The sequence below is a fragment of the Pseudomonas sp. St386 genome, assembly GCF_018325865.1.
Taxonomy (GTDB): Bacteria; Pseudomonadota; Gammaproteobacteria; order Pseudomonadales; family Pseudomonadaceae; genus Aquipseudomonas; species Aquipseudomonas brassicacearum.
In genome coordinates this window covers 5877202-5899504 of record NZ_AP021900.1, presented here as the reverse complement: position 1 = coordinate 5899504, position 22303 = coordinate 5877202, and the positions used below count along the sequence as shown (strand labels likewise).

Genomic DNA, 22303 nt, shown 5'->3' with positions numbered 1-22303 from the left:
GAAGGGCGGCTAGCATGCCTTGACTTGTGGCAAAGTGCCAGCCCTTGGCGGCTGGACCTTGACCGACGGTTGAGGTAGCTTTGCCGGTCAAACAAGAGCGTTCCAGCTCCAGATTCCCAGGCTCTATCCGCCCGCAGGCATTGATGACCGTCAAGTGCCGGTGCCGCGCATGGCCTGGCTCGTTCTTTTCACCTGTCACTGACGCTAGGTTCACCATGGCTCAATACGTCTTCACCATGCATCGGCTGAGCAAAGTAGTTCCGCCGAAGCGGGAAATCCTGAAAAATATTTCACTGTCCTTCTTCCCCGGCGCCAAGATCGGCGTACTGGGTCTCAACGGTTCGGGTAAGTCCACGCTGCTGAAAATCATGGCCGGCGTCGATAACGAATTCGACGGCGAAGCCCGCCCGATGCCGGACCTGAACATCGGCTACCTGCCCCAGGAACCGCAGCTGGACCCGAGCAAGACCGTCCGTGAAGTGGTCGAGGAAGCGGTCAGCGTGATCAAGGACGCCCAGGCGCGCCTCGACGAGGTCTATGCCGCCTACGCCGATCCGGATGCCGACTTCGACAAGCTGGCCGCCGAACAGGCCAAGCTCGAAGCGATTCTGCAGGCCAGCGACGGCCACAACCTGGATCGCCAGCTGGAAGTCGCCGCCGATGCGTTGCGCCTGCCGGCCTGGGACGCGAAGGTCGAACACCTGTCCGGTGGTGAGAAGCGCCGTGTGGCTCTGTGCCGCCTGCTGCTGTCGGCCCCGGACATGCTGCTGCTCGACGAACCTACCAACCACCTGGACGCCGATTCCGTCGCCTGGCTCGAACACTTCCTGCACGACTTCCCAGGCACCGTGGTTGCGATCACGCACGACCGTTACTTCCTGGACAACGTCGCCGGCTGGATCCTGGAACTCGACCGCGGCGCAGGCATTCCGTACGAGGGCAACTATTCGGGCTGGCTGGAGGCCAAGTCCGATCGTCTGGCCCAGGAATCCAAGCAGCAGTCGGCTCATGAAAAAGCCATGAAGGAAGAACTGGAGTGGGTGCGCAAAGGCGCCAAGGCCCGTCAGTCCAAATCCAAGGCACGTCTGCAACGCTTCGAGGAAATGCAATCCCAGGAATTCCAGAAGCGCAGCGAAACCAACGAGATCTACATTCCGGCCGGTCCGCGCCTGGGTGACAAGGTCATCGAGTTCAAGAACGTCTCCAAGGGTTATGGCGACCGCGTGCTGATCGACAACCTGTCGTTCTCCATGCCAAAAGGTGCCATCGTGGGTGTGATCGGCGGTAACGGCGCGGGTAAATCCACGCTGTTCCGCATGCTGATGGGCAAGGAAACGCCGGATTCAGGCAGCATCGAAATCGGTGAGACCGTGCAACTGGCCTGCGTCGACCAGAGCCGCGAAGACCTGGACGGCAGCAAGACCGTGTTCCAGCAGATCTCCGACGGTTCCGACCAGATCCGCATCGGCAACTATGAAATCCCGTCGCGCACTTATGTGGGCCGTTTCAACTTCAAGGGCGGCGACCAGCAGAAGTTCGTCAAGGACTTGTCCGGTGGTGAGCGCGGTCGCTTGCACCTGGCGTTGACCTTGAAGGAGGGCGGCAACGTCCTGCTGCTCGACGAACCGTCCAACGACCTCGACGTCGAAACCCTGCGTTCCCTGGAAGAAGCCTTGCTGGACTTCCCGGGCGCCGCCATTGTGATCTCCCACGATCGGTGGTTCCTCGATCGCGTGGCGACCCACATCCTGGCGTACGAAGACGACTCGCAAGCGGTGTTCTTCGAAGGCAACTACACCGAGTACGAAGCCGATCGCAAGAAACGCCTCGGCGAAGCTGCTGCCCAGCCGCATCGCGTACGGCACAAGAAATTGGCCTGATTCGGTCGGTTGCATGAAAAACGGAGCCTTCGAAGGCTCCGTTTTTTTATGGATGCAAATCCATTGTGGGAGGCTTAATTGATGGGGCTACCCGAGCACCGGGTAATCTCGGGTCTTGTTAGAGGCTTCAGGCATGTTTAAACAGACTGGCAGTATCACTGGAGATCGATCGCAACGACCTCTATAGCGAGATTCCCCAATGGTCGTTCCCATGTCACCTCATCGCCAACCTTTGCCCCCAGCAACGCCCTTCCCAGCGGCGAGCCCCAGTTGATCAGCCCACTGGCCGCATCGGCCTGGTCTTCCCCGACCAATTGCACTCGCTGCTCGTGGTCCTGTTCATCGACAAAGGTCACCCAGTGGTCGATCCGCACTTGATCGGATGAAGTCGGCGCAACGACCTGGGCGCTTTGCAGGCGCTGCGTGAAATAGCGCAGATCCCGCTCAAGGTCGGCGATCCGCTGCTTGTCCGCCAGCTCCCCACGGCTCGCCTGCTGGGCGTGTAGCGCCTGCAACTCGGCGACCCGGGCCTGTAGCTGGGCAAGTCCTGTGGGCGTGACGTAGTTGGGTTGCGCGCTGACCTGGCGCTCGACCGGCTGGTCGGCCTGGGCAGCGGCGTTATCTTCGTTGACGAAGGCGCGGCTCATGGCATTTGCTCCTCTGCATTGGAGTTTGGGCCATGGTTGCAGGGTTTTGGTTTCGACGGATGTCTGTACGCGACTTATTGCGAGCGATAAGCCCGGGCGGCGTCCTGGTCTTTCTGTTGCTGCCAGGCCCGTTCACGTTCGTCCCAATGGCGCTCGCGATAGGCATTGCGCTCTTCGTTCTCGCGCATGGCCTGGCACTGGCGGAAGCCATCGCTCCAGCCCTCGGCATAACGCGGATCCTTGAGGTAACGCGGCACATCTTTTCTGAATTGGCCGGTGATCACCCCGGCGGCTTGCCGGCCGCTGCTGCAACCGTCGTCGTAGCCGTCGGCGAACGCTGGTGGATAACCCCGGGCGATCAGGTCTTCGTGGGTGGTTTCACAGCCACCGAGCAACATCAACACACTCAGGACCACTGTCGCACGCTTCATTTCTGCTTTCCTGCCGAATCCCGCTCATACAATAAGTCTAGGAGTGGATTCGTCAGTAAGGCGTGAAAGCGTGGTGATTAATCCGTTCGTTGCCTAGGCCATGGTCAGTAGTGGTACCACTTCACCTCGAGCATCACTTCGTTCTCCGGCGAGGCCAATTGGCTGAATTCCCGCTGGGCACTCAGGCGCAGGCCGAGGTTGCGGGACAATTCCCATTGTTGATTCAAGCTCAGGCTGCGGCGCACTTCGCCGTTGACGAAATAATCACCCTTGGCTTCCAGGCTCAGGTTGCCCAGCGGGTTTTTCCACAGCACACCGCTGTTGAAACCGGCGGCCGGGGCGATGAATTGGGCGAAATCGTTGTTGTGCTCGACCCGTACCGTGCCCAGGGCAAAGCCCAGCACCTCTTCGCCCAGCGCCCAGGTGCCACCGGCGCCGCCGTTGACGTGGCTGACCAGGGTTTCATCGTCGTGTTTGCCTGGCACCCGCTCCAGGCCGCCGGTGACCTGCCAGGACAGCGGTTGCAGCAGCTCGTTGCGTGGGGTCAGGGAGCGAATGGTCGCCAGGTCCAGTTGTTGCACCTGCCAGTCATTGCCTTCGTACTGGCGCAGTTTCAATTGCAGGATTTCGATCTGTGCGCCCAAGGGGAAGCTCTCGGCGTTGTCGTTCAGATCGTGATAGGCCATGCGCAAGCCATACTCGCCGAACGCCCGGTCGCCCCGGGTGCCGAGGCCGGCCTGCCAGGTGCGTGATTGGTGGCCGTCCTCGGGCAGGCCCGGTTGCGGGATATCGAGTTCCGGCGCGGGGTTCTGGTTGATTGCCCGCAACAGTTCGAAACTGCGCTGGGAGCGCTGCGGATCACGCTCCTGGCCGTTGGCGCGATAGCGCTCCAGGCGATAGGCCGCATCGATGATCAGCGCCTGGCGTTCGCGCGGCAGCGCCTTGAAGCCGGGGGCTTGCAGTTGCTGCTGGTCGGCGCTGACTTTCAGTACCCATTGCTGTTCATCATCGCTGAGCGGTTCGGCGCGGCTGAGCAGTTCCCGTTCACGGGACGGTCGATACTGGATGCTTTCCACCAGGCCGGATTCTTTCACTGCCTTGACGGTGTCGGTGGGAATCGCGGTCAGCGGGAATTGTTCGGTCAGGCGCAGGCTGGGGCGAGCCACTTGCAGCAATTCGAGCAGGCGATAGGAGCAGTTTTCGTCGAAGAAAAAATAGTCGAACTGAATCTGCTTGAGTTCCCAGACGTGCTCGACCATGCGCTCGGTTTCCGCCTGGCTCAGGTTCAGGCGATATTCCCACAGGTCGCGGTTCTCCAGGCTACGGTACTCGGAGAGTTTTTCCTGGTACGGCACCAGGGCGAACAGGCCGGGATAACCGCCCATCAGGCCCTTCCAGGCATAGAGGATGCTGTTGTCCGAGCCTTCGATGTAGGCGCCGAAATTGATCGCATAGCTGAGCAGGGCGGTCTTGTCGCTTTGCACATCGGCCTGGTCGATGCGCAGCAGGGTGTGGCCGAACATCGAGGAGGGACTGTTCAGGTAAGCGGCGGGGAAGATCATCACCGCGCTGTGGGGCGAGACGTCCTTGAACCATTGGTTGAAGTCGCCGCAGTCGACGGCCGGCAGATCCGTCAGGTTGAGCTGGGCCTTGAGCCAGCGCGTGCGCGCCGGGTACACGCACTGGGCATGCTGCTGGCCGGCGCTGGCCGGGCCGTACAGGGCTTTTAGCGTGGCGCTCAGTTCACGCTCGGGATGTTCGTTGCCATCGGGCGCGAGGAAGAATTTCTTGTCGCTGATATAGCTGCGCCAACCGCCGAGCTTGGCGGTTTCGTAGTGGCCCAGGGAAATCCAGAAGCGGTCATTGGCCAGTTGCTGCAAACGTTGAGGGTCGACATGAGGCGCGGCGGACAGCGGGGCGCACACACAGAGCGCCAGCCAGGCAAGGCGTTTGAGCATAGTCGGCTACTTGGAAAGGCGAAAAATAAAGACCGAAGGGGCCCCAAAAAGAAAACCCGCTCCCCGAGAGGAGCGAGTGGTGTCGAGCTTAAGCTTGAGTGGCGTACTTGGCCAGGCGAGGATCGCTTTTCAGCACGGCCAGGGTGTTGGTATGCACGTCTTCGGCGGTTACGTCAGCCTTGCTGAAGATCTGCTGGAAGTGCTCGTGGGTGACGGCAGAGAAATGTGCGCGGTCTTCCGGCGCTACGCCCAGTACCACGGCATAGGTGGTCAGCGCTTCGCCCTGACCCTTGGCCATGTCTTCGGACAGCTCGTTCATCATGCCATTCATGGCCAGCCAGGACTTGCCACCGTAGGTCAGTGCAGCATTGGTCGAGCACCCGTTGGTGCCGGAGGTCATGCCGAAGGTCGCGTTACCGGAAGTGCCGTTGGTGGTGGATGCCAGGAAGTGTGCCGGAGTGCCACGCTGACCTTCGAACAGCATGTTGCCCCAGCCGCAATCCGGGCCGCCCGGCGCCTGAGCCATGGCGTTGATGGATACAGCGGTGAAGAGAGTACCGAGAAGAATCCGTTTCATAGCTATGTTCTCTTTATGTGCATACCAATGGACAGGGTCTGGCCCCTACAGCTGCCAGTGGGCCGGTTATTGTTCCAGCCGCGCAATTTGGAGTTTAGGCACGATCCGAGGGTTCCGTGACATTTTGCAAAAACATTACTGGGGATCGCCTGTTTACGGGGCCCCGCCTGGGGTTTTCCCATTGACTATGCTTTGGTCTGAGGCGCTCCTTGCCAGTCAGGTACAGGCAGCGCCAGAATGCCGCTATCTGCCCCGCCTGATGTAAGGAAGCCCGATGCCTGATCCTGTTGCTGCCAGCTTGCGTCTAGCGCCCGAAGCGCTGACCCGTCCGTTTTCCGCTGAACAGTTCAGCTTCTCTACCACCAATGATCTGGAGCCCTTCCGCGGTGTGCTTGGCCAGGAACGTGCGGTCGAAGCCTTGCAGTTCGGCGTGGCCATGCCGCGCCCCGGTTACAACGTATTCGTCATGGGCGAGCCCGGCACTGGCCGGTTTTCGTTCGTCAAACGCTACCTCAAGGCCGAAGGCAAGCGCCTGCAGACCCCGGCGGACTGGGTCTATGTCAACAATTTCGATGAGCCCCGCGAACCCCGTGCCCTGGAACTGCCGTCAGGCACGGCCGGTGCTTTCATCGCCGACATCAACGGCCTGATCGACAACCTGCTGGCGACTTTTCCGGCGGTGTTCGAGCACCCGTCCTACCAGCAGAAGAAAAGCGCGATCGACCGCGCCTTCAACCAGCGCTATGACCGCGCCTTGGACGTGATCGAGCGCCTGGCGCTGGAGAAGGATGTCGCGCTGTACCGTGACAGCAGCAACATTGCCTTCACGCCGATGAGCGAAGGCAAGGCCCTGGATGAAGCGGAATTCGCCCAGTTGCCGGAAGCCGAGCGCGAGCGTTTCCACGAGGACATCTCGGGCCTGGAAGAGCGCTTGAACGAAGAGCTCGCCAGCCTGCCGCAATGGAAGCGCGAGTCCAGCAACCAGTTGCGCCACCTCAACGAAGAAACCATCACCCTGGCTCTGCAACCATTGCTGGCACCGCTGTCGGAGAAATACGCAGAGAACGCTGCGGTCTGCGGCTACCTGCAGGCCATGCAGGTCTATCTGCTCAAGACCGTGGTCGAGCAATTGGTGGACGACAGCAAGACCGACGCCATCGCCCGTAAACTGCTGGAGGAACAGTACGCCCCGAGCCTGGTGGTCGGGCATCCGTTCAGTGGCGGCGCGCCGGTGGTGTTCGAGCCGCACCCGACCTACGACAACCTGTTTGGTCGCATCGAATACAGCACCGACCAGGGCGCGCTCTACACCACGTACCGGCAGTTGCGTCCGGGTGCCTTGCACCGGGCCAATGGCGGTTTCCTGATTCTCGAAGCGGAAAAAATGCTCGGTGAGCCGTTCGTGTGGGATGCGCTCAAGCGTGCCCTGCAATCGCGCAAGCTGAAAATGGAATCGCCGTTGGGTGAGCTGGGCCGGCTGGCCACGGTGACCCTGACGCCGCAGCACATTCCGCTGCAGGTCAAGGTCGTGATCATCGGCGCCCGCCAGCTTTACTACGCCTTGCAGGACCTGGATCCGGACTTCCAGGAAATGTTTCGCGTGCTGGTGGATTTCGACGAAGACATCCCGATGGGCGACGAAAGCCTGGAGCAGTTCGCCCAGTTGCTCAAGACCCGTACTTCGGAAGAGGGCATGGCGCCGCTGACCGCCGACGCGGTGGCGCGCCTGGCGACCTACAGTGCGCGTCTGGCCGAACACCAGGGGCGCTTGTCGGCGCGTATCGGTGATCTGTTCCAACTGGTCAGCGAGGCGGATTTCATTCGCCAACTGGCCGGTGACGAGATGACCGACGCCGGTCATATCGAACGCGCCCTCAAGGCCAAGGCCACCCGCACCGGGCGTGTCTCGGCGCGAATCCTCGACGACATGCTGGCGGGGATCATCCTGATCGACACTGCTGGCGCGGCCGTGGGCAAATGCAACGGGCTGACGGTACTCGAGGTCGGCGACTCTGCGTTTGGTGTGCCAGCGCGGATTTCTGCCACGGTGTACCCGGGCGGCAGCGGTATCGTCGACATCGAGCGGGAGGTCAACCTCGGCCAGCCAATCCACTCCAAGGGCGTGATGATCCTCACCGGTTACCTGGGCAGTCGTTATGCCCAGGAATTCCCGCTGGCGATCTCGGCCAGCATCGCCCTGGAGCAGTCCTACGGTTACGTGGACGGCGACAGCGCGTCCCTGGGCGAGGCGTGTACGCTGATCTCGGCCCTGTCGAAGACGCCGCTCAAGCAGTGCTTCGCCATCACCGGCTCGATCAACCAGTTCGGCGAAGTGCAGGCGGTGGGCGGGGTCAACGAGAAGATCGAAGGCTTCTTCCGCCTCTGCGAAGCCCGCGGGCTGACCGGTGAGCAAGGGGCGATCATTCCCCAGGCCAACGTCGCGACCCTGATGCTCGACGAGAAAGTGCTGGCCGCCGTGCGCGCCGGGCAGTTCCACGTCTACGCGGTGCGCCAGGCCGACGAAGCCCTGAGCCTGTTGGTGGGCGAGCCTGCTGGCGAGCCGGATGAAAACGGCGAGTTCCCGGAGGGCAGCGTCAACGCCCGCGTGGTGGAACGGCTGCGGGTGATTGCGGAGATGATCAGCGAAGACGATATCAAGGAAGCGGAAAAGGAACTGGCGCAGCAGGCATTGGCGGAGGCCAAGCCGGCTTGATGTTTTCCTGACCGCAGCTAGCCCCCCCTGTGGGAGCTAGCTTGTGGGAGAACAGCCTGTGGGAGCAAAGCTTGCTCGCGATAGCGTTTGTCCAGTCAACAGAAATGTTGCATGTGACAATCTCATCGCGAGCAAGCTTTGCTCCCACAGGCTTGCTGTCACCATCAATGTTTTGGGGATTATTGCTAAAAAGTGCCACCACTTTGGCGTCAATATTCACACTGTGACCGCTCGGCGTATTCTGGTCTCGAAAGTCCTTGCGACCGGAACTTTTCTTCTATCCTCAGCTCAAGGATAACGAGAGTCATCATCGGATCGAAACAGCCTCCTCCCGGGGCTGAATACCGGATCTACCGAGGGGCGCCGCCATGTCGCGCAACCTTTGCCTCACTCGTCAATGCCTGGGCCTTGTCACCCGTATCGAATGCGCCATCCGCCCCCTGGCGGGAGATACCGGTATGTGGACCTTGCTCTTCGCCGCCGGAATGGCCGGTGAACAACCTTCTGCCATCAAGGCCCAAGGGCCATTCCCCGGCCCGACTGCCGCCGAATCCATCCTCGATACCATTGTGCAAAGCCTGACACTGCACGGCTATGAGCTGGCCGACGACCCGCAGATCTGGTCCCTGCACATGCAAGCTCAACTGCGTGAAATCAATGGAGGCCGTTGTCGCAATGTCGGCGGCTTCGAGTTTCGTCCGCTGCATTGAAGGCCATCACCGCACGGGCACCGGCAGTAAAATTTTGACACAAGAGCAGGGGCCAGGGAGGGGCCCGGCATTTGTGGGGCCGGTCGTGGCTGATATACTCGCCGCGATTTTTTCAGCCCTGGTGTGAGATTCAATGGAACGCTTTATCGAAAACGCAATGTACGCCTCCCGTTGGCTGCTGGCGCCGATCTACTTCGGGTTGTCCCTGGGCCTGTTGGCCTTGGCGCTGAAGTTCTTCCAGGAAGTCTTTCACGTCATTCCCAACGTGTTTTCCATGGCCGAGTCCGACCTGATCCTGGTGCTGCTGTCGTTGATCGACATGGCGCTGGTGGGCGGCCTGCTGGTGATGGTGATGATTTCCGGCTACGAGAACTTCGTCTCGCAACTGGATATCGGCGACGACAAGGAAAAGCTCAACTGGCTGGGCACCATGGACTCTTCGTCGCTGAAGATGAAAGTCGCCGCCTCGATCGTGGCCATTTCCTCCATCCACCTGCTGCGCATTTTCATGGACGCCAAGAACGTCGATCCCGAGCACCTGATGTGGTACGTGATCATCCACATGACTTTCGTGGTCTCGGCATTTGCCATGGGCTACCTGGACAAACTGACCAAGCACTGAGGTCCGCTCACCGCGCTGGCGCAACGCCCGCCTGTAGAATTGCAGGCGGGCGTTGTCGTTTCTGGCGGCCTGCTTTGACGCAGGGGGCTCGTCACCCGCGGTGGCATCTGTGCTAGTCTGCTCGCCCTTTTGGTTCCGGGCGCTCCGGGAGGCGCTGTGTCACGCACGGCAACTCTCGAGCCGTCCGCACAGCGGAGCAGCATCATGTCCGAAGTTAACCTGTCCACCGACGAAACCCGCGTCAGCTACGGCATTGGCCGTCAGTTGGGCGACCAACTGCGCGACAACCCGCCACCGGGTGTGAGCCTGGATGCGATCCTGGCCGGCCTGACCGATGCGTTCGCCGGCAAGCCAAGCCGCGTGGGCCAGGACGAGATGTCCGCCAGCTTCAAGGTCATCCGTGAAATCATGCAAGCCGAAGCCGCTGCCAAGGCTGAAGCCGCCGCTGGCGAAGGCCGTGCGTTCCTGGCCGAAAACGCCAAGCGTGAAGGCATCACCACCCTGGCTTCCGGCCTGCAATTCGAAGTGCTGACCCAGGGTGAAGGCGCCAAGCCGACCCGTGAAGACCAGGTGCGTACCCATTACCACGGCACCCTGATCGACGGCACTGTGTTCGACAGCTCCTACGATCGTGGCCAGCCAGCCGAATTCCCGGTAGGCGGCGTGATTCCAGGCTGGACCGAAGCCCTGCAACTGATGAACGCCGGCAGCAAATGGCGTCTGTACGTGCCGAGCGAACTGGCTTACGGCGCTCAAGGCGTTGGCAGCATTCCACCGCACAGCGTGCTGGTGTTTGACGTCGAGCTGTTGGACGTACTGTAAGACCCTGCCCGGTTTTACTGCCGGACAAAAAACTGTGGGAGCGAGCTTGCTCGCGATGGCGGTCAGTCAATCGATATCGATGTTGAATGACACACCGCTTCGCGAGCAAGCTCGCTCCCACAGGGTCAGGTGCTTCATCCGTGGAACCTGCCGCTGAAATCACCCGTCGGGCGCAATGCCCGGGCGTAGCAGAACAGGAACAGATTGCGCACCAGTTCCTTGAGCACCAACGGTTCACTGGAATTGAGGCTGTTGAGGTCCAGATCCCCTTGGTCCTGCAGCTCGTTCAAGGCTTCTTCTTCAAGCACCGCACAGACTTCCCCGGTTTCCCGATGCAGGATCCTGAGGTAGGGATGTGGGCGGTCCAGCCAGGCATCGATCAAATAAGTCATGGTTCTCATCTCCTTGATGGGGTTCGATGAGAATAATTCTTATTCGCTAAATAGCAAGGCTCTATTGGCGTTGCGATTGTTTTTCTGACGATGGGTTATGGCCGCTCAGGACGGCTGGCACTTGGCTAACGTCCGAGAAATGGGGCTGAAGCGCAGAGGGCGAAGCTCCATCCCACACGCGGGGTGTGGAATGGAATACAGCAGGATCAGACTTTTCTGACGAACTCGGATTTGAGTTTCATCGGGCCGATGCCGTCGATCTTGCAATCGATGTCGTGGTCGCCATCGCACAGACGGATGTTCTTGACCTTGGTGCCGACCTTGACCACCAGCGACGTGCCCTTGACCTTGAGGTCCTTGATCACGGTGATGGTGTCGCCGTCCTGCAGGACGTTGCCGACCGAATCTTTCTTCACGGTATCGTCGGACACTGTTTCAGCTTCGCCGCTGGCGGACCATTCGTGGGCACACTCCGGGCAGACCAGTTGAGTACCGTCTTCGTAGGTGTATTCGGAATTGCATTTCGGGCAGGGAGGCAACGTGCTCACTAAGGTTCCTTGGGTATCAGGAGGACAAAAGGGCGCACATTATATAGGGTTTTGTTGCGAAAGAGGGACGGTGCTGCGTTTGGATATCCTGTGGCGAGAGGATTTGTGGGAGCAAGGCTTGCCCGCGATGGCGACTATGCGATCCTTCAGAAACCGAGTCGCCGGTATCGCGGGCAAGCCTTGCTCCCACAAAAGCCCTGTGTGTCAGTGCGTGCGAGCCACCGCAAACTCGCTCAGTTCTACCAGCGCATCGCGGTATTCGCTGGCCGGCAGGGCGTCGAGGCATTTGATCGCGCGGGCGACGTAGTCACGGGCCAGGTTCGCGGTGTAGTCCAGCGAGCCGGACGCTTCGACCGCGACACGGATGCTTTCCAGGTCTTCGATCCCGCCTTTCTGGATCGCCTGGCGAACCAGTGCTGCCTGTTCAGGCGTGCCCTCGCGCATGGTGTAGATCAGCGGCAGGGTCGGCTTGCCTTCGGCCAGGTCGTCACCGACGTTCTTGCCCAGGGTCTCGGCGTCGCCCTTGTAGTCCAGCAGGTCGTCCACCAGCTGGAAAGCCACGCCCAGGTGGTCGCCGAAGGTGCGCAGCGCTTCGCTCTGTTCGGCGCTGGCCCCGGCCAGGGCGGCGGCGCTGTGGGTCGAGGCTTCGAAGAGCATCGCGGTCTTGCCGCGGATGACTTCCATGTAGGTTTCTTCGGTGGTGCTGGCATCGCGTACCTTGGACAACTGCAGTACTTCGCCTTCGGCGATGATGCGCGTGGCCTGGGACAGGATTTTCATCACCGGCATCGAGCCCAGCTCGACCATCATTTCGAATGAGCGCGAATACAGGAAGTCGCCCACCAGCACGCTCGGGGCATTGCCCCACATGGCGTTGGCGGTCGAACGGCCACGCCGCATGCCGGACATGTCGACCACGTCGTCGTGCAGCAGGGTCGCGGTGTGCAGGAATTCGATGGTGGCGGCCAGCAGGCGCATGTCGTCGCCTTCGCGACCCAGGGCCTTGCCGCACAACAGCACCAATAAAGGACGCAGGCGTTTACCGCCGGCCGATGTGATGTAGTCGCCGATTTTCGATACCAGCGGCACTCGGGAAGTCAGCTGCTTCTTGATGATGCCGTCGACGGCGCTAAAATCGTCCGCCACCGCGCGGTAGAAAGCTTGGGGTTGCATCAGCGACAGGTGCTCCAGAAGGGTTGCGCGGCATGCTAGGACCCCCACCCAGGCCTGTCAAGGCGCGATGGACGGCTACTTGCAAGGCTCTCTTGGCTTGCGTACAATCGCGCACCCTGAACTTCCTGGGCAGCACCTGCCTTACGCAATTGCATTAGGGCCTTCCAGCCCATGCAGCCATGCCAGCCAATACCTCTTCTTATAAAGCGCTGGGTGAGCAGGATTATCGGAGAAATACCATGTCGTACGCAGTAATTGTTACTGGTGGCAAGCAATACAAGGTCGCCCCAGGTGAATACCTGAAGATCGAAAAACTGGAAATCGCTACCGGCGAATCCGTGACTTTTGATCGCGTTCTGTTGGTCGCCAATGGCGATGACGTGAATATCGGCGCTCCAGTCGTTGCTGGCGCTACCGTTGTGGCTGAAGTGATCTCCCAAGGTCGTCACGATAAAGTCCGCATCATCAAGTTCCGTCGCCGTAAGCACCACATGAAGCGTATGGGCCACCGCCAGTGGTACACCGAGATCAAAATCACCGGTATTCAGGCTTAATTTCAGCCTAATTCCTCACTAGGAGAATTGAACTCATGGCACACAAAAAAGCTGGTGGTAGTACCCGTAACGGTCGCGACTCAGAAGCCAAACGCCTTGGCGTGAAGATGTATGGCGGCCAGGCTATCAAAGCAGGCAACATCATCGTGCGTCAGCGCGGCACCCAATTCCACGCTGGCTACGGCGTGGGCATGGGTAAAGATCACACCCTCTTCGCTAAAGTCGAAGGCGTGATCAAGTTCGAAGTAAAAGGCGCCTTCGGTCGTCGTTACGTAAGCGTTATCGCAGCTTAATTGCGAGACCGCTGGAAAAGCCCTGTCTTGCGACGGGGCTTTTTCGTTTGTGGGGTGAGTCTCTTGCAAAACTGTTTGTATGGGCTGTCGGCGCTGCGGTTGGGGCGTGTCATCAGGTCGCTGCGCTCATTTTTGCAAGAGTCTTATGTCTTGTTTTTTTGGCTCGTCCGTATGGCGAGAGGCGTGTGTCATGAAGTTTGTTGATGAAGTATCGATTCGAGTAAAGGCCGGCGACGGCGGCAATGGTTGCATGAGTTTCCGTCGGGAAAAGTTCATTGAAAACGGTGGCCCGAACGGCGGTGACGGGGGCGACGGCGGCTCGATCTACATGCTCGCCGACGAAAACCTCAACACCCTGGTGGACTACCGTTACACCCGGCACTTCGATGCCGAGCGTGGCTCCAACGGCGGCAGCACCGACTGCACCGGCAAGAAGGGCGAAGACCTGATCCTGCGTGTGCCGGTCGGCACCACGGTGATCGATTCGGCCACCCAGGAAGTGATTGGCGACCTGACCAAGGCTGGCCAGCGTCTGCTGGTCGCCCATGGCGGCTGGCACGGCCTGGGCAACACCCGTTTCAAATCCAGTACCAACCGTGCGCCACGCCAGACCACGCCAGGCAAGCCAGGCGAGCAGCGTGACCTGAAGCTGGAAATGAAAGTGTTGGCCGACGTGGGCCTGCTGGGCTTGCCGAACGCCGGTAAAAGTACCTTCATTCGCTCGGTGTCGGCGGCCAAGCCGAAAGTGGCCGATTACCCGTTCACCACCCTGGTACCGAACCTGGGCGTGGTCAGCGTCGACCGCTGGAAGAGTTTCGTAATCGCCGACATTCCAGGCTTGATCGAAGGGGCTTCCGAGGGTGCAGGCCTGGGGATTCGTTTCCTCAAGCACTTGTCCCGTACCCGTCTGTTGCTGCACCTCGTGGACATGGCGCCGCTGGATGAAACCAGTGCCGCCGATGCCGCCGAAGTCATCGTCAACGAACTGACCAAGTTCAGCCCGGCCCTGGCCGAGCGCGACCGTTGGCTGGTGCTGAACAAGTGCGACCAGATCCTTGAAGAAGAGCATGAGGAGCGGGTCAAGGAAATTGTCGATCGCCTGGAGTGGGAAGGTCCGGTCTACGTGATCTCGGCCATCGCCAAAGAAGGCACCGAGCGCCTGTGTCACGACATCATGCGTTACCTGGAAGATCGCGCCGACCGCCTGGCCAACGATCCGGCCTACAAGGAAGAGCTGGCCGAGCTCGATCAGCGCATCGAAGACGAGGCCCGTGCCCAGTTGCAGGCGCTGGACGACCAGCGTGCCCTGCGTCGCAGTGGCGTCAAGTCGGTCCATGACATCGGTGACGACGATTGGGACGAAGAAGATGTGGATGACGAGGATGGTCCGGAAATCATCTACGTTCGCGACTGATCTTGTGCTGATGCCGCTCAGTTGAGGCTAAGGCCTATGTGAGCGAATCTGTGGGAGCAAAGCTTGCTCGCGATAGCGATTTTACAGCCAGCAAAGGTGTTGGATGTGACGATGTCATCGCGAGCAGGCTTTGCTCCCACAAGCTCGCCCCCACAGGGATTCTCGGGTGGCTGGCATGGGGCAGGTTTAACTGGTCCAGTGCGGTGTTATCATCGCAACCAGCCGGTTTCCAAGGCGCCGCTCATTCGAGCGGCGTTTTGGTATCTGTAAAACGCAAATACGAATAATCCCATGGGCGGCGCTGGGTCGCGTCGTTCGCTGGCAAAGGTTGAAGATAATGCGGAGCAAGGTGACGGGTGCGCAGCGCTGGGTCGTGAAGATCGGCAGCGCACTGCTGACGGCGGATGGCAAGGGCCTGGACCGCCAGGCAATGGCGGTGTGGGTCGAGCAGATGGTGGCCTTGCATGAGGCTGGCGTCGAGCTGGTATTGGTCTCTTCGGGGGCCGTGGCAGCCGGTATGAGCCGTTTGGGCTGGACGTCGCGACCCAGCGCGATGCATGAGCTGCAGGCCGCCGCCGCCATCGGCCAGATGGGCCTGGTGCAGGCTTGGGAATCAAGCTTCGCCGAGCACGGTCGCCATACGGCGCAGATCCTGCTGACCCACGACGACCTGTCCGACCGCAAGCGCTACCTCAATGCCCGCAGTACCTTGCGCGCGCTGGTGGAGCTCAAAGTCATCCCGGTGATCAACGAGAACGACACGGTGGTCACCGACGAGATTCGTTTCGGCGATAACGACACCCTGGCGGCGCTGGTGGCGAACCTGGTGGAGGCGGATCTACTGGTGATCCTCACGGATCGCGACGGCATGTTCGATGCCGATCCGCGCAACAATCCCGATGCCAAGCTGATTTACGAAGCTCGTGCCGACGATCCTGCGCTGGACGCGGTGGCGGGCGGCACGGGTGGTGCGCTGGGCCGTGGCGGCATGCAGACCAAACTGCGCGCTGCGCGTCTGGCGGCGCGTTCCGGGGCTCATACCATCATCGTGGGTGGGCGCTTGGAGCGGGTGCTGGACCGCCTGAAAGCCGGCGAGCGGATCGGTACCTTGCTCTCCCCGGAGCGCGGCATGCTGGCAGCGCGCAAGCAGTGGCTGGCTGGGCATCTGCAGACCCGTGGCACGTTGGTGCTGGATGCTGGCGCGGTGGCGGCCCTGTCCCAAGGCAACAAAAGCCTGCTGCCAGTGGGTGTGAAGCTGGTCCAGGGCAGTTTCCGTCGGGGCGAAATGGTGGTGTGCGTGGCGCCGGACGGTCGTGAGATCGCCCGTGGCCTGGCCAACTACAGCGCGCTGGAAGCGCAGAAAATCATCGGTCAGTCGTCTGATGCGATTGTCGGTCTGTTGGGTTACATGGCGGAGCCCGAACTGGTTCACCGTGACAACCTGATCCTCGTCTAAGGAAAAATCATGGGTTTGGCAAAAGGATTGATCGGCTTGCTGTTGGCGGTGCCGCTGCTGGCTTCGGCTGAAGAAATTGGCCAAGTGTCGACGGTGTTCAAGTTTGTCGGGCCGAACGATCGGATCGTGGTCGAGGCGTTCGACGATCCCAAGGTGGATGGCGTGACCTGTTATCTGTCGCGGGCCAAGACTGGCGGCGTGAAAGGCGGCCTGGGCCTGGCCGAGGATCGCGCCGAGGCGTCCATCGCCTGCCGCCAGGTCGGGCCCATCAGCTTCAAGGGTGAGCTCAAGGACGGCGAAGAGGTGTTCCGTGAGCGCACTTCGCTGGTGTTCAAGACCATGCAAGTGGTGCGATTCCTCGACAAGAAGCGCAATACGCTGGTGTACCTGGTCTACAGCGATCGCGTGATCGAGGGCAGCCCGCAGAACGCGGTGACGGCTATTCCGATCTTGCCTTGGCGTTAAGTCGCGAATGGCGGGCGAGCCGATCGGCTCGCTTTTTTTATCTACATGGATTTGTTGTGCTTTTGGCGCGAAGGGATTCGTATGCGTGCGTTTTTGCTGCTGTTTGTATTGGGTTGTTCGGTGTCGGTCGGGGCTTTGGCTGAGCCGTTTTATAGCGAAAAACCCTTGGCCCATCCGCTGATAAAAACTTCCCAGGAGAGTGGGGCGACGCTGGCATTTATCCGCGAAGCCGAGGGTGTCGTAGGCTACTCATGCCTGTGTGATTCGCCGGATGGCGTCCCGCAAGTGCTCGACAGGTATGGCGATGCGAGTGTCGAGTCGGTGTTCTACGCCAGCCTCGACAGTGCTCTCCAGACACTGGTCGTGCTGTCACGGGCAAAGGGGCAGTACGCTCTTCATGGCTATCGGTTCGTGCCGTCCACTGGTGGGTATCGCCGGCTCGAGACGTTGCAGCCGGTATTGGATCGTATAGCCGCTGATCGCAAGGTCCTCACTGCCGCGCTGGTCCAGAAAGAGCTGGGCAAGTTACCGCCCTACGATTACAGCGCTGTGTTGCCCAAGACCGGTGTCGCCGAGTTCGACACGCTGCAGCCCGCGAGTGGCACGCTGGTGGGCTACTTTGGTGTCGACGGTGTCCCGGCGTCAGTGGGGCAACCGCCGGAGGATCCTCATCGCGACACCTACAAAAAGACTTTCCAGCAGCGCGAAGGGCGCTGGCTCACGCTGACTTACGAGCGCGTGCCGCCTCAGGACGAGGATGTGGGTTCTGCCTATCGTGTCAGCAGGATGGCTTGGGAAACCGATCCGAAGGTGTACCAGGGTTCCGAGGATGGGGCCTGGGCGGCCTTGGGCAATGGGCGGCTCTGGGCGCTGGGTGTCTATGTTCAGGGCAAGAGGTCGGGCAAGTGGGCGGAATTCGACGAGTCGGGCTACGCGTCCACCGGCACCTATGTGGATGGACTGCGCCAGGGGCCGTGGGTCGTCAGTGATGGGGGCACGGTTTCCAAGGGTATGATCGTCGACGATTTCTATGAGGGGCGCTGGACGATCGAGGCGCGTGACGATGAAGAGCAGATGTCTGGCTTCGATACTTACAAGCATGGTGATTTCGACGGGCCCTCCGAGCGCGTGCGTCATGGGGAGGTTGTCCAGCGCGGCGATTTTGTGGCGGGGCAGCAGCACGGGGACTGGATAATGCCTTGGGGTGAGGGGCGTTATGTGCAGGGCGTCCGGGAAGGTCGTTGGACCTTGAGAATGGACGGCGGTGGTGTCCAGACTGTGGATTTTGTCGCCGACAAGAAGCAAGGCGAATTGCGCGAAGTGGATGCCGCGGGTGTGTTACGGCTCGTCGAGCATTACCGCGCGGGTGTGCTGGATGGCTTGAAAGAAGCCTACGCGGCCAATGGCAAGCTCACCTATTCGGCCAACTATGCCAACGGCCAGATCGAGGGGCGGGCGCTGACCTACACCGATGACGGTGCCGTGCTGCTTTCGGATATCTCGTGGCGCCATGGTTCGCGAGAGGGTGCCTTTCGTCTCTATCACCCCAATGGTCAACCCGATACGGTGGCAATGTACGAGGGGGATGAGCCCATCGGTAACGTGCAATCATTTGATGCGACTGGGGTGTTGATCGCGGACAGGAACTATTGCCACGTGCCTGATGGGAAATACACCCGTATCAAGCTTTGCGGCAAGCAGCGCGGGGCTTTCAACAACGGGCATTTCGACTCGGAGAGTGATTACCTGTTCGGTAATGAGCAAAGCGCCCGCCATACCCAGGACGGGCGCAAGGTCCGGGAGGTGTTGTTGGGGCCTGATGATCGCGTGACTCACAACGAGTACTACCCCAGCGGCCAGTTGAAGTTCTCCGAGGCCAAGCAGGGCTTTCGCCTGATAACGGTCGAGGGGCGCGAATACAGGGACTACTCGTACGCCAAGCGCGAAGGGGAGACGGTCTACTACTACCCGACAGGTGTGGTTGAGCGCCGCATGAACTTCAAGGGCGACAAGATAGTGGGTTGTTACACCGGCTACGACGAGGCGGGCGTGCAGAATTTCCCGCCACCTGGTGGTTGTCCTCCGCCCAAGCCGGTGGTTTTCAATTTTGGGGAATAGTGCAGGGCTTTAGTGGAGATATCTGTTTTCACTGACACCATCGCGAGCAGGCTCGCTCCCACAAGGGATCTGTGGTGAGCAGTGGATATGCAGCGCCCGAGAGCCAATGTGGGAGTCGAGCTTGCTCGCGATAGCGGTGGCACATCCAGCATGGATGCAAGCTGACTCTCCGCCATCGCGAGCAAGCTCGGCTCCCACAGGGATTTGTGGTGGGTGCGATTTGTGTGAGCTCTTCGGAATCAATGTGGGAGCGAGCTTGCTCGCGATGTGGTGGCGCATTCAGTATTAAGGCAAGCTGATCCACTGCTCCCGCAAGGGGGGTAAATCGCAGGCAATAAAAAACCGACCCTGAGGTCGGTTTTTTAACGAGCGCGTCGCTTAGGCAGCAGCGGCAACGTTCAGGGCCTTTACGTGGCCATTCAAACGGCTCTTATGGCGAGCAGCCTTGTTCTTGTGGATGATGCCTTTATCGGCCATGCGGTCGATAACTGGCACAGCCAGAACGTAAGCAGCTTGAGCTTTTTCAGCGTCTTTTGCGTCGATGGCCTTAACTACGTTCTTGATGTAGGTACGGACCATGGAACGCAGGCTGGCGTTGTGGCTGCGACGCTTCTCAGCCTGTTTTGCACGTTTTTTGGCGGAAGGTGTGTTGGCCACCGTCGAGCTCCTCGAAAGACTTTTTGGGAAATAGCAAACAAAATAGGCCGCGAATCATGCCGATGAGTTGAAGTCTTGTCAAGGGCGGGTGACGCGTTCCGCTGAATGGCAGGTGCTGCGCACCGAAGGATTTCTTTCCGGCGTGCGACCTGTAAACTCGCGGGCTTTGGCTCTGCACTGTTTAGCGGCGCGGAGTATCGCACAAGTGGGCGCGTTGTTCGCCTGCTGTTTATCGACAGGCAAAAACTCTTTTCATGAATCTGCTCAAATCGTTGGCCGCCGTCAGCTCTATCACGATGCTTTCCCGCGTCCTGGGGTTCGTTCGCGATACGTTGATCGCACGGATATTCGGCGCCGGGATGGCCACCGACGCCTTCTTCATCGCCTTCAAGTTGCCCAACCTGCTGCGGCGGATCTTCGCCGAAGGGGCGTTCTCCCAGGCCTTCGTGCCGATCCTGGCGGAATATAAGAGCCAGAAGGGCGACGAAGCGACCCGCACGTTCATTGCCTACGTCACTGGCCTGCTGACGTTGGTGCTGGCGCTGGTCACGGCGGCCGGCATGCTCGCCGCGCCATGGGTGATCTGGGCCACGGCCCCGGGTTTCACCGATACGCCAGAAAAATTCCAGCTCACCTCGGACCTGCTGCGGGTGACCTTTCCTTATATATTGCTGATTTCCCTGTCGTCCCTGGCCGGGGCGATCCTCAATACCTGGAACCGCTTTTCCGTACCGGCTTTTGTACCGACCCTGCTCAACGTCAGCATGATCGTGTTCGCGGTGTTCCTGACGCCGTATTTCAATCCGCCGGTGATGGCCCTGGGTTGGGCGGTGCTGGTGGGGGGCTGGCGCAATTGCTCTATCAACTGCCGCACCTGAAAAAGATCGGCATGTTGGTCCTGCCACGGCTGAACCTGCGCGACAGCGGCGTGTGGCGGGTGATGAAGCAGATGTTGCCGGCGATCCTCGGGGTGTCGGTGAGCCAGATTTCCCTGATCATCAACACCATCTTTGCCTCGTTCCTGGTGGCTGGCTCGGTGTCGTGGATGTATTACGCCGACCGCTTGATGGAGCTGCCGTCCGGCGTGCTGGGTGTGGCCCTGGGCACGATCCTGCTGCCAACCCTGGCCAAGACCTACGCCAGTCAGGACCGCCAGGAGTATTCGCGCATCCTCGACTGGGGCCTGCGCCTGTGTTTCGTGCTGGTCTTGCCCTGTTCCCTGGCCCTGGGAATCCTGGCTGAGCCGCTGACGGTTTCGCTGTTCCAATACGGCCAGTTCAATGCCTTCGACGCCTTGATGACCCAGCGTGCGCTGATCGCTTACTCGGTGGGCCTGCTCGGGATCATCGTGATCAAGGTGCTGGCGCCGGGGTTCTATGCCCAGCAGAACATTCGCACGCCGGTGAAAATCGCCATTTTCACCCTGGTAATGACGCAGTTGTTCAACCTGTTGCTCATCGGCCCGCTGGCCCACGCCGGCCTGGCCCTGGCGATCAGTGCCGGCGCGTGCCTCAACGCCGGGTTGCTGTTTTATCAGTTGCGCAAGCAGAAGATGTATCAACCGCAGCCGGGTTGGGGCAAGTTCGGTCTCAAGCTGCTGGTGGCCGTGGCGGTGATGTCGGCGGTTTTGCTGGGGGCGATGCATTTCATGCCGGCCTGGGGCGAAGGGCAGATGCTCGAGCGTTTCCTGCGCCTGGGTGCGCTGGTGGTTGCCGGCGTGGTGGCGTATTTCGGCATGTTGCTGCTGATGGGGTTCCGTCTGCGTGACTTCAATCGCAAGGCCTTGAGCTGAGGGCAAGCCCTCGATAATCCCGGAGTGGGCAGTGGTTTTGTCGGTTCGATCACTTTGGGGTGCGGTGTTGCCTGTCGTCGGCCGCCGGGTGTGGTTATAATCGGCCACTTTATGAGCAAGAAGCGCGTTATGCAGCTGGTTCGAGGCCTCCACAACCTGCGCCCCCAACATCGGGGCTGTGTCGCCACTATTGGCAACTTTGACGGTGTTCACCGTGGCCACCAGGCTATCCTGGCGCGGCTGCGCGAGCGCGCGCTGGAATTGGGCGTGCCGAGCTGCGTAGTGATTTTCGAGCCGCAGCCGCGGGAATGTTTCGACCCGGCCACTGCCCCGGCCCGTCTGGCCCGGTTGCGCGACAAGCTGCAATTGCTGGCCGCCGAAGGCATCGACCGGGTCCTGTGCCTGGCCTTCAATCGGCGCCTGAGCAAGCTCAGCGCTGCTGCCTTCGTCGAGACCATCCTGGTGGACGGTCTGGGCGTGAAGCATCTGGAAGTGGGCGACGATTTTCGCTTCGGTTGCGACCGGGTAGGCGATTTCAACTACCTGCAACAGGCCGGTATCGCCCAGGGTTTCACCGTCGAAGCGGCGCAGACTGTCGAGATCGATGGCTTGCGCGTCAGCAGCACCCAGGTCCGCAATGCCCTGGCGGCTGCCGACTTTGAATTGGCTGAGCGCTTGCTTGGCCGGCCGTACCGGATTGCCGGGCGGATCCTGCATGGGCAGAAACTGGCGCGCCAATTGGGCACGCCGACGGCCAACGTGCAACTCAAGCGTCGTCGTGTACCGCTCACCGGGGTATTCCTGGTGAGTGTCGAGATCGACGGCAAGACCTGGCCCGGCGTTGCCAACATCGGTGTGCGACCCACGGTCCAGGGCGATGGCAAGGCTCACCTTGAAGTACATGTTCTGGATTTTGCCGGCGATCTGTATGACCGGCGTTTGACGGTGGTTTTCCACCATAAGCTGCGTGAAGAGCAGCGTTTTGCCTCTCTGGAGGCGCTCAAGACGGCGATCCATGCAGATATCGCCGCCGCCCGTGCCCTTGTCGCAACCAGCGCCAATCGCTAATGAAGAGCCTTAA

20 protein-coding genes and 1 pseudogene are annotated in these 22303 nt (G+C 60.4%); 13 read left to right on the top strand and 8 right to left on the bottom strand.

Annotated features, from left to right (window positions below):
- Window positions 1–215: 215 nt before the first annotated feature.
- Entirely contained in the window at window positions 216–1880 is a 1665-nt protein-coding gene (ettA, locus tag KI235_RS26130; RefSeq protein ID WP_013694244.1) for an energy-dependent translational throttle protein EttA, read from the top strand.
- 155 nt (window positions 1881–2035) lie between these two features.
- Here ettA and KI235_RS26125 read toward each other — a convergent pair whose 3' ends face one another.
- From KI235_RS26125 to KI235_RS26110, 4 genes are all read right to left on the bottom strand, one after another.
- Window positions 2036–2527 carry a GreA/GreB family elongation factor gene (locus KI235_RS26125; protein WP_212795360.1) on the bottom strand — a complete coding sequence of 164 codons (492 nt, stop codon included), beginning with the start codon at window positions 2525–2527 and terminating at the stop codon, window positions 2036–2038.
- Window positions 2528–2601: 74 nt separating this feature from the next.
- Complete coding sequence (locus KI235_RS26120; RefSeq protein ID WP_028237098.1) at window positions 2602–2958, bottom strand: hypothetical protein; 357 nt, start codon at window positions 2956–2958, stop codon at window positions 2602–2604.
- Window positions 2959–3062: 104 nt separating this feature from the next.
- Window positions 3063–4916 (bottom strand): DUF4105 domain-containing protein, encoded by a 1854-nt coding sequence (locus tag KI235_RS26115; RefSeq protein ID WP_003205755.1) that lies wholly within the window; start codon window positions 4914–4916, stop codon window positions 3063–3065.
- Between the two features lie 88 nt (window positions 4917–5004).
- Entirely contained in the window at window positions 5005–5493 is a 489-nt protein-coding gene (locus tag KI235_RS26110) for a DUF3015 domain-containing protein (RefSeq protein ID WP_003185616.1), read from the bottom strand.
- Window positions 5494–5767: 274 nt separating this feature from the next.
- Here KI235_RS26110 and KI235_RS26105 point away from each other — a divergent pair, with 274 nt between their 5' ends.
- The 4 genes from KI235_RS26105 to KI235_RS26090 all read left to right on the top strand — a co-directional run bounded on the left by KI235_RS26105 (window position 5768) and on the right by KI235_RS26090 (window position 10360).
- Window positions 5768–8206 (top strand): ATP-binding protein, encoded by a 2439-nt coding sequence (locus KI235_RS26105; RefSeq protein WP_003205753.1) that lies wholly within the window; start codon window positions 5768–5770, stop codon window positions 8204–8206.
- 368 nt (window positions 8207–8574) lie between these two features.
- Complete coding sequence (locus KI235_RS26100) at window positions 8575–8916, top strand: hypothetical protein (protein ID WP_013694243.1); 342 nt, start codon at window positions 8575–8577, stop codon at window positions 8914–8916.
- A gap of 133 nt (window positions 8917–9049) precedes the next feature.
- Window positions 9050–9538: a TIGR00645 family protein gene (locus tag KI235_RS26095; RefSeq protein WP_003205748.1), complete on the top strand. Its 489-nt coding sequence runs from the start codon at window positions 9050–9052 to the stop codon at window positions 9536–9538.
- A gap of 204 nt (window positions 9539–9742) precedes the next feature.
- Window positions 9743–10360: an FKBP-type peptidyl-prolyl cis-trans isomerase gene (locus KI235_RS26090; RefSeq protein WP_003205746.1), complete on the top strand. Its 618-nt coding sequence runs from the start codon at window positions 9743–9745 to the stop codon at window positions 10358–10360.
- Between the two features lie 134 nt (window positions 10361–10494).
- Here the strand turns inward: KI235_RS26090 and KI235_RS26085 are convergent, their stop codons facing one another.
- From KI235_RS26085 to KI235_RS26075, 3 genes are all read right to left on the bottom strand, one after another.
- Complete coding sequence (locus KI235_RS26085) at window positions 10495–10752, bottom strand: hypothetical protein (RefSeq protein WP_003205743.1); 258 nt, start codon at window positions 10750–10752, stop codon at window positions 10495–10497.
- Between the two features lie 206 nt (window positions 10753–10958).
- Window positions 10959–11300, bottom strand: coding sequence for a zinc ribbon domain-containing protein YjdM (locus KI235_RS26080; protein ID WP_003205741.1), 342 nt, complete (start codon window positions 11298–11300; stop codon window positions 10959–10961).
- A 204-nt stretch (window positions 11301–11504) separates the two neighbouring features.
- Entirely contained in the window at window positions 11505–12473 is a 969-nt protein-coding gene (locus tag KI235_RS26075) for a polyprenyl synthetase family protein (protein ID WP_003205740.1), read from the bottom strand.
- Window positions 12474–12712: 239 nt separating this feature from the next.
- Here KI235_RS26075 and rplU point away from each other — a divergent pair, with 239 nt between their 5' ends.
- From rplU to KI235_RS26045, 6 genes are all read left to right on the top strand, one after another.
- Window positions 12713–13027, top strand: a complete 315-nt coding sequence (rplU, locus tag KI235_RS26070) for a 50S ribosomal protein L21 (RefSeq protein WP_003176051.1) — start codon at window positions 12713–12715, stop codon at window positions 13025–13027.
- A gap of 35 nt (window positions 13028–13062) precedes the next feature.
- The gene (gene rpmA / locus KI235_RS26065; protein WP_003205738.1) at window positions 13063–13320 is read left to right on the top strand and encodes a 50S ribosomal protein L27; all 258 of its coding nucleotides are present in this window, start codon (window positions 13063–13065) and stop codon (window positions 13318–13320) included.
- 190 nt (window positions 13321–13510) lie between these two features.
- Window positions 13511–14734 (top strand): Obg family GTPase CgtA, encoded by a 1224-nt coding sequence (cgtA, locus tag KI235_RS26060; protein WP_003205736.1) that lies wholly within the window; start codon window positions 13511–13513, stop codon window positions 14732–14734.
- Between the two features lie 337 nt (window positions 14735–15071).
- On the top strand, window positions 15072–16190 hold the full coding sequence (gene proB, locus KI235_RS26055; protein WP_003205734.1) for a glutamate 5-kinase: 1119 nt from the start codon (window positions 15072–15074) through the stop codon (window positions 16188–16190).
- Window positions 16191–16199: 9 nt separating this feature from the next.
- Window positions 16200–16655: a CreA family protein gene (locus KI235_RS26050; protein ID WP_003205733.1), complete on the top strand. Its 456-nt coding sequence runs from the start codon at window positions 16200–16202 to the stop codon at window positions 16653–16655.
- Window positions 16656–16736: 81 nt separating this feature from the next.
- On the top strand, window positions 16737–18773 hold the full coding sequence (locus KI235_RS26045; RefSeq protein ID WP_053163381.1) for a hypothetical protein: 2037 nt from the start codon (window positions 16737–16739) through the stop codon (window positions 18771–18773).
- A 378-nt stretch (window positions 18774–19151) separates the two neighbouring features.
- Here KI235_RS26045 and rpsT read toward each other — a convergent pair whose 3' ends face one another.
- On the bottom strand, window positions 19152–19430 hold the full coding sequence (gene rpsT / locus KI235_RS26040; RefSeq protein WP_003185593.1) for a 30S ribosomal protein S20: 279 nt from the start codon (window positions 19428–19430) through the stop codon (window positions 19152–19154).
- Between the two features lie 254 nt (window positions 19431–19684).
- Between rpsT and murJ the strand changes: the two are divergent.
- Window positions 19685–21222, top strand: a pseudogene (gene murJ, locus KI235_RS26035) (murein biosynthesis integral membrane protein MurJ).
- A 129-nt stretch (window positions 21223–21351) separates the two neighbouring features.
- Window positions 21352–22290, top strand: coding sequence for a bifunctional riboflavin kinase/FAD synthetase (gene ribF, locus KI235_RS26030; protein ID WP_003205727.1), 939 nt, complete (start codon window positions 21352–21354; stop codon window positions 22288–22290).
- Window positions 22291–22303 lie beyond the last annotated feature (13 nt).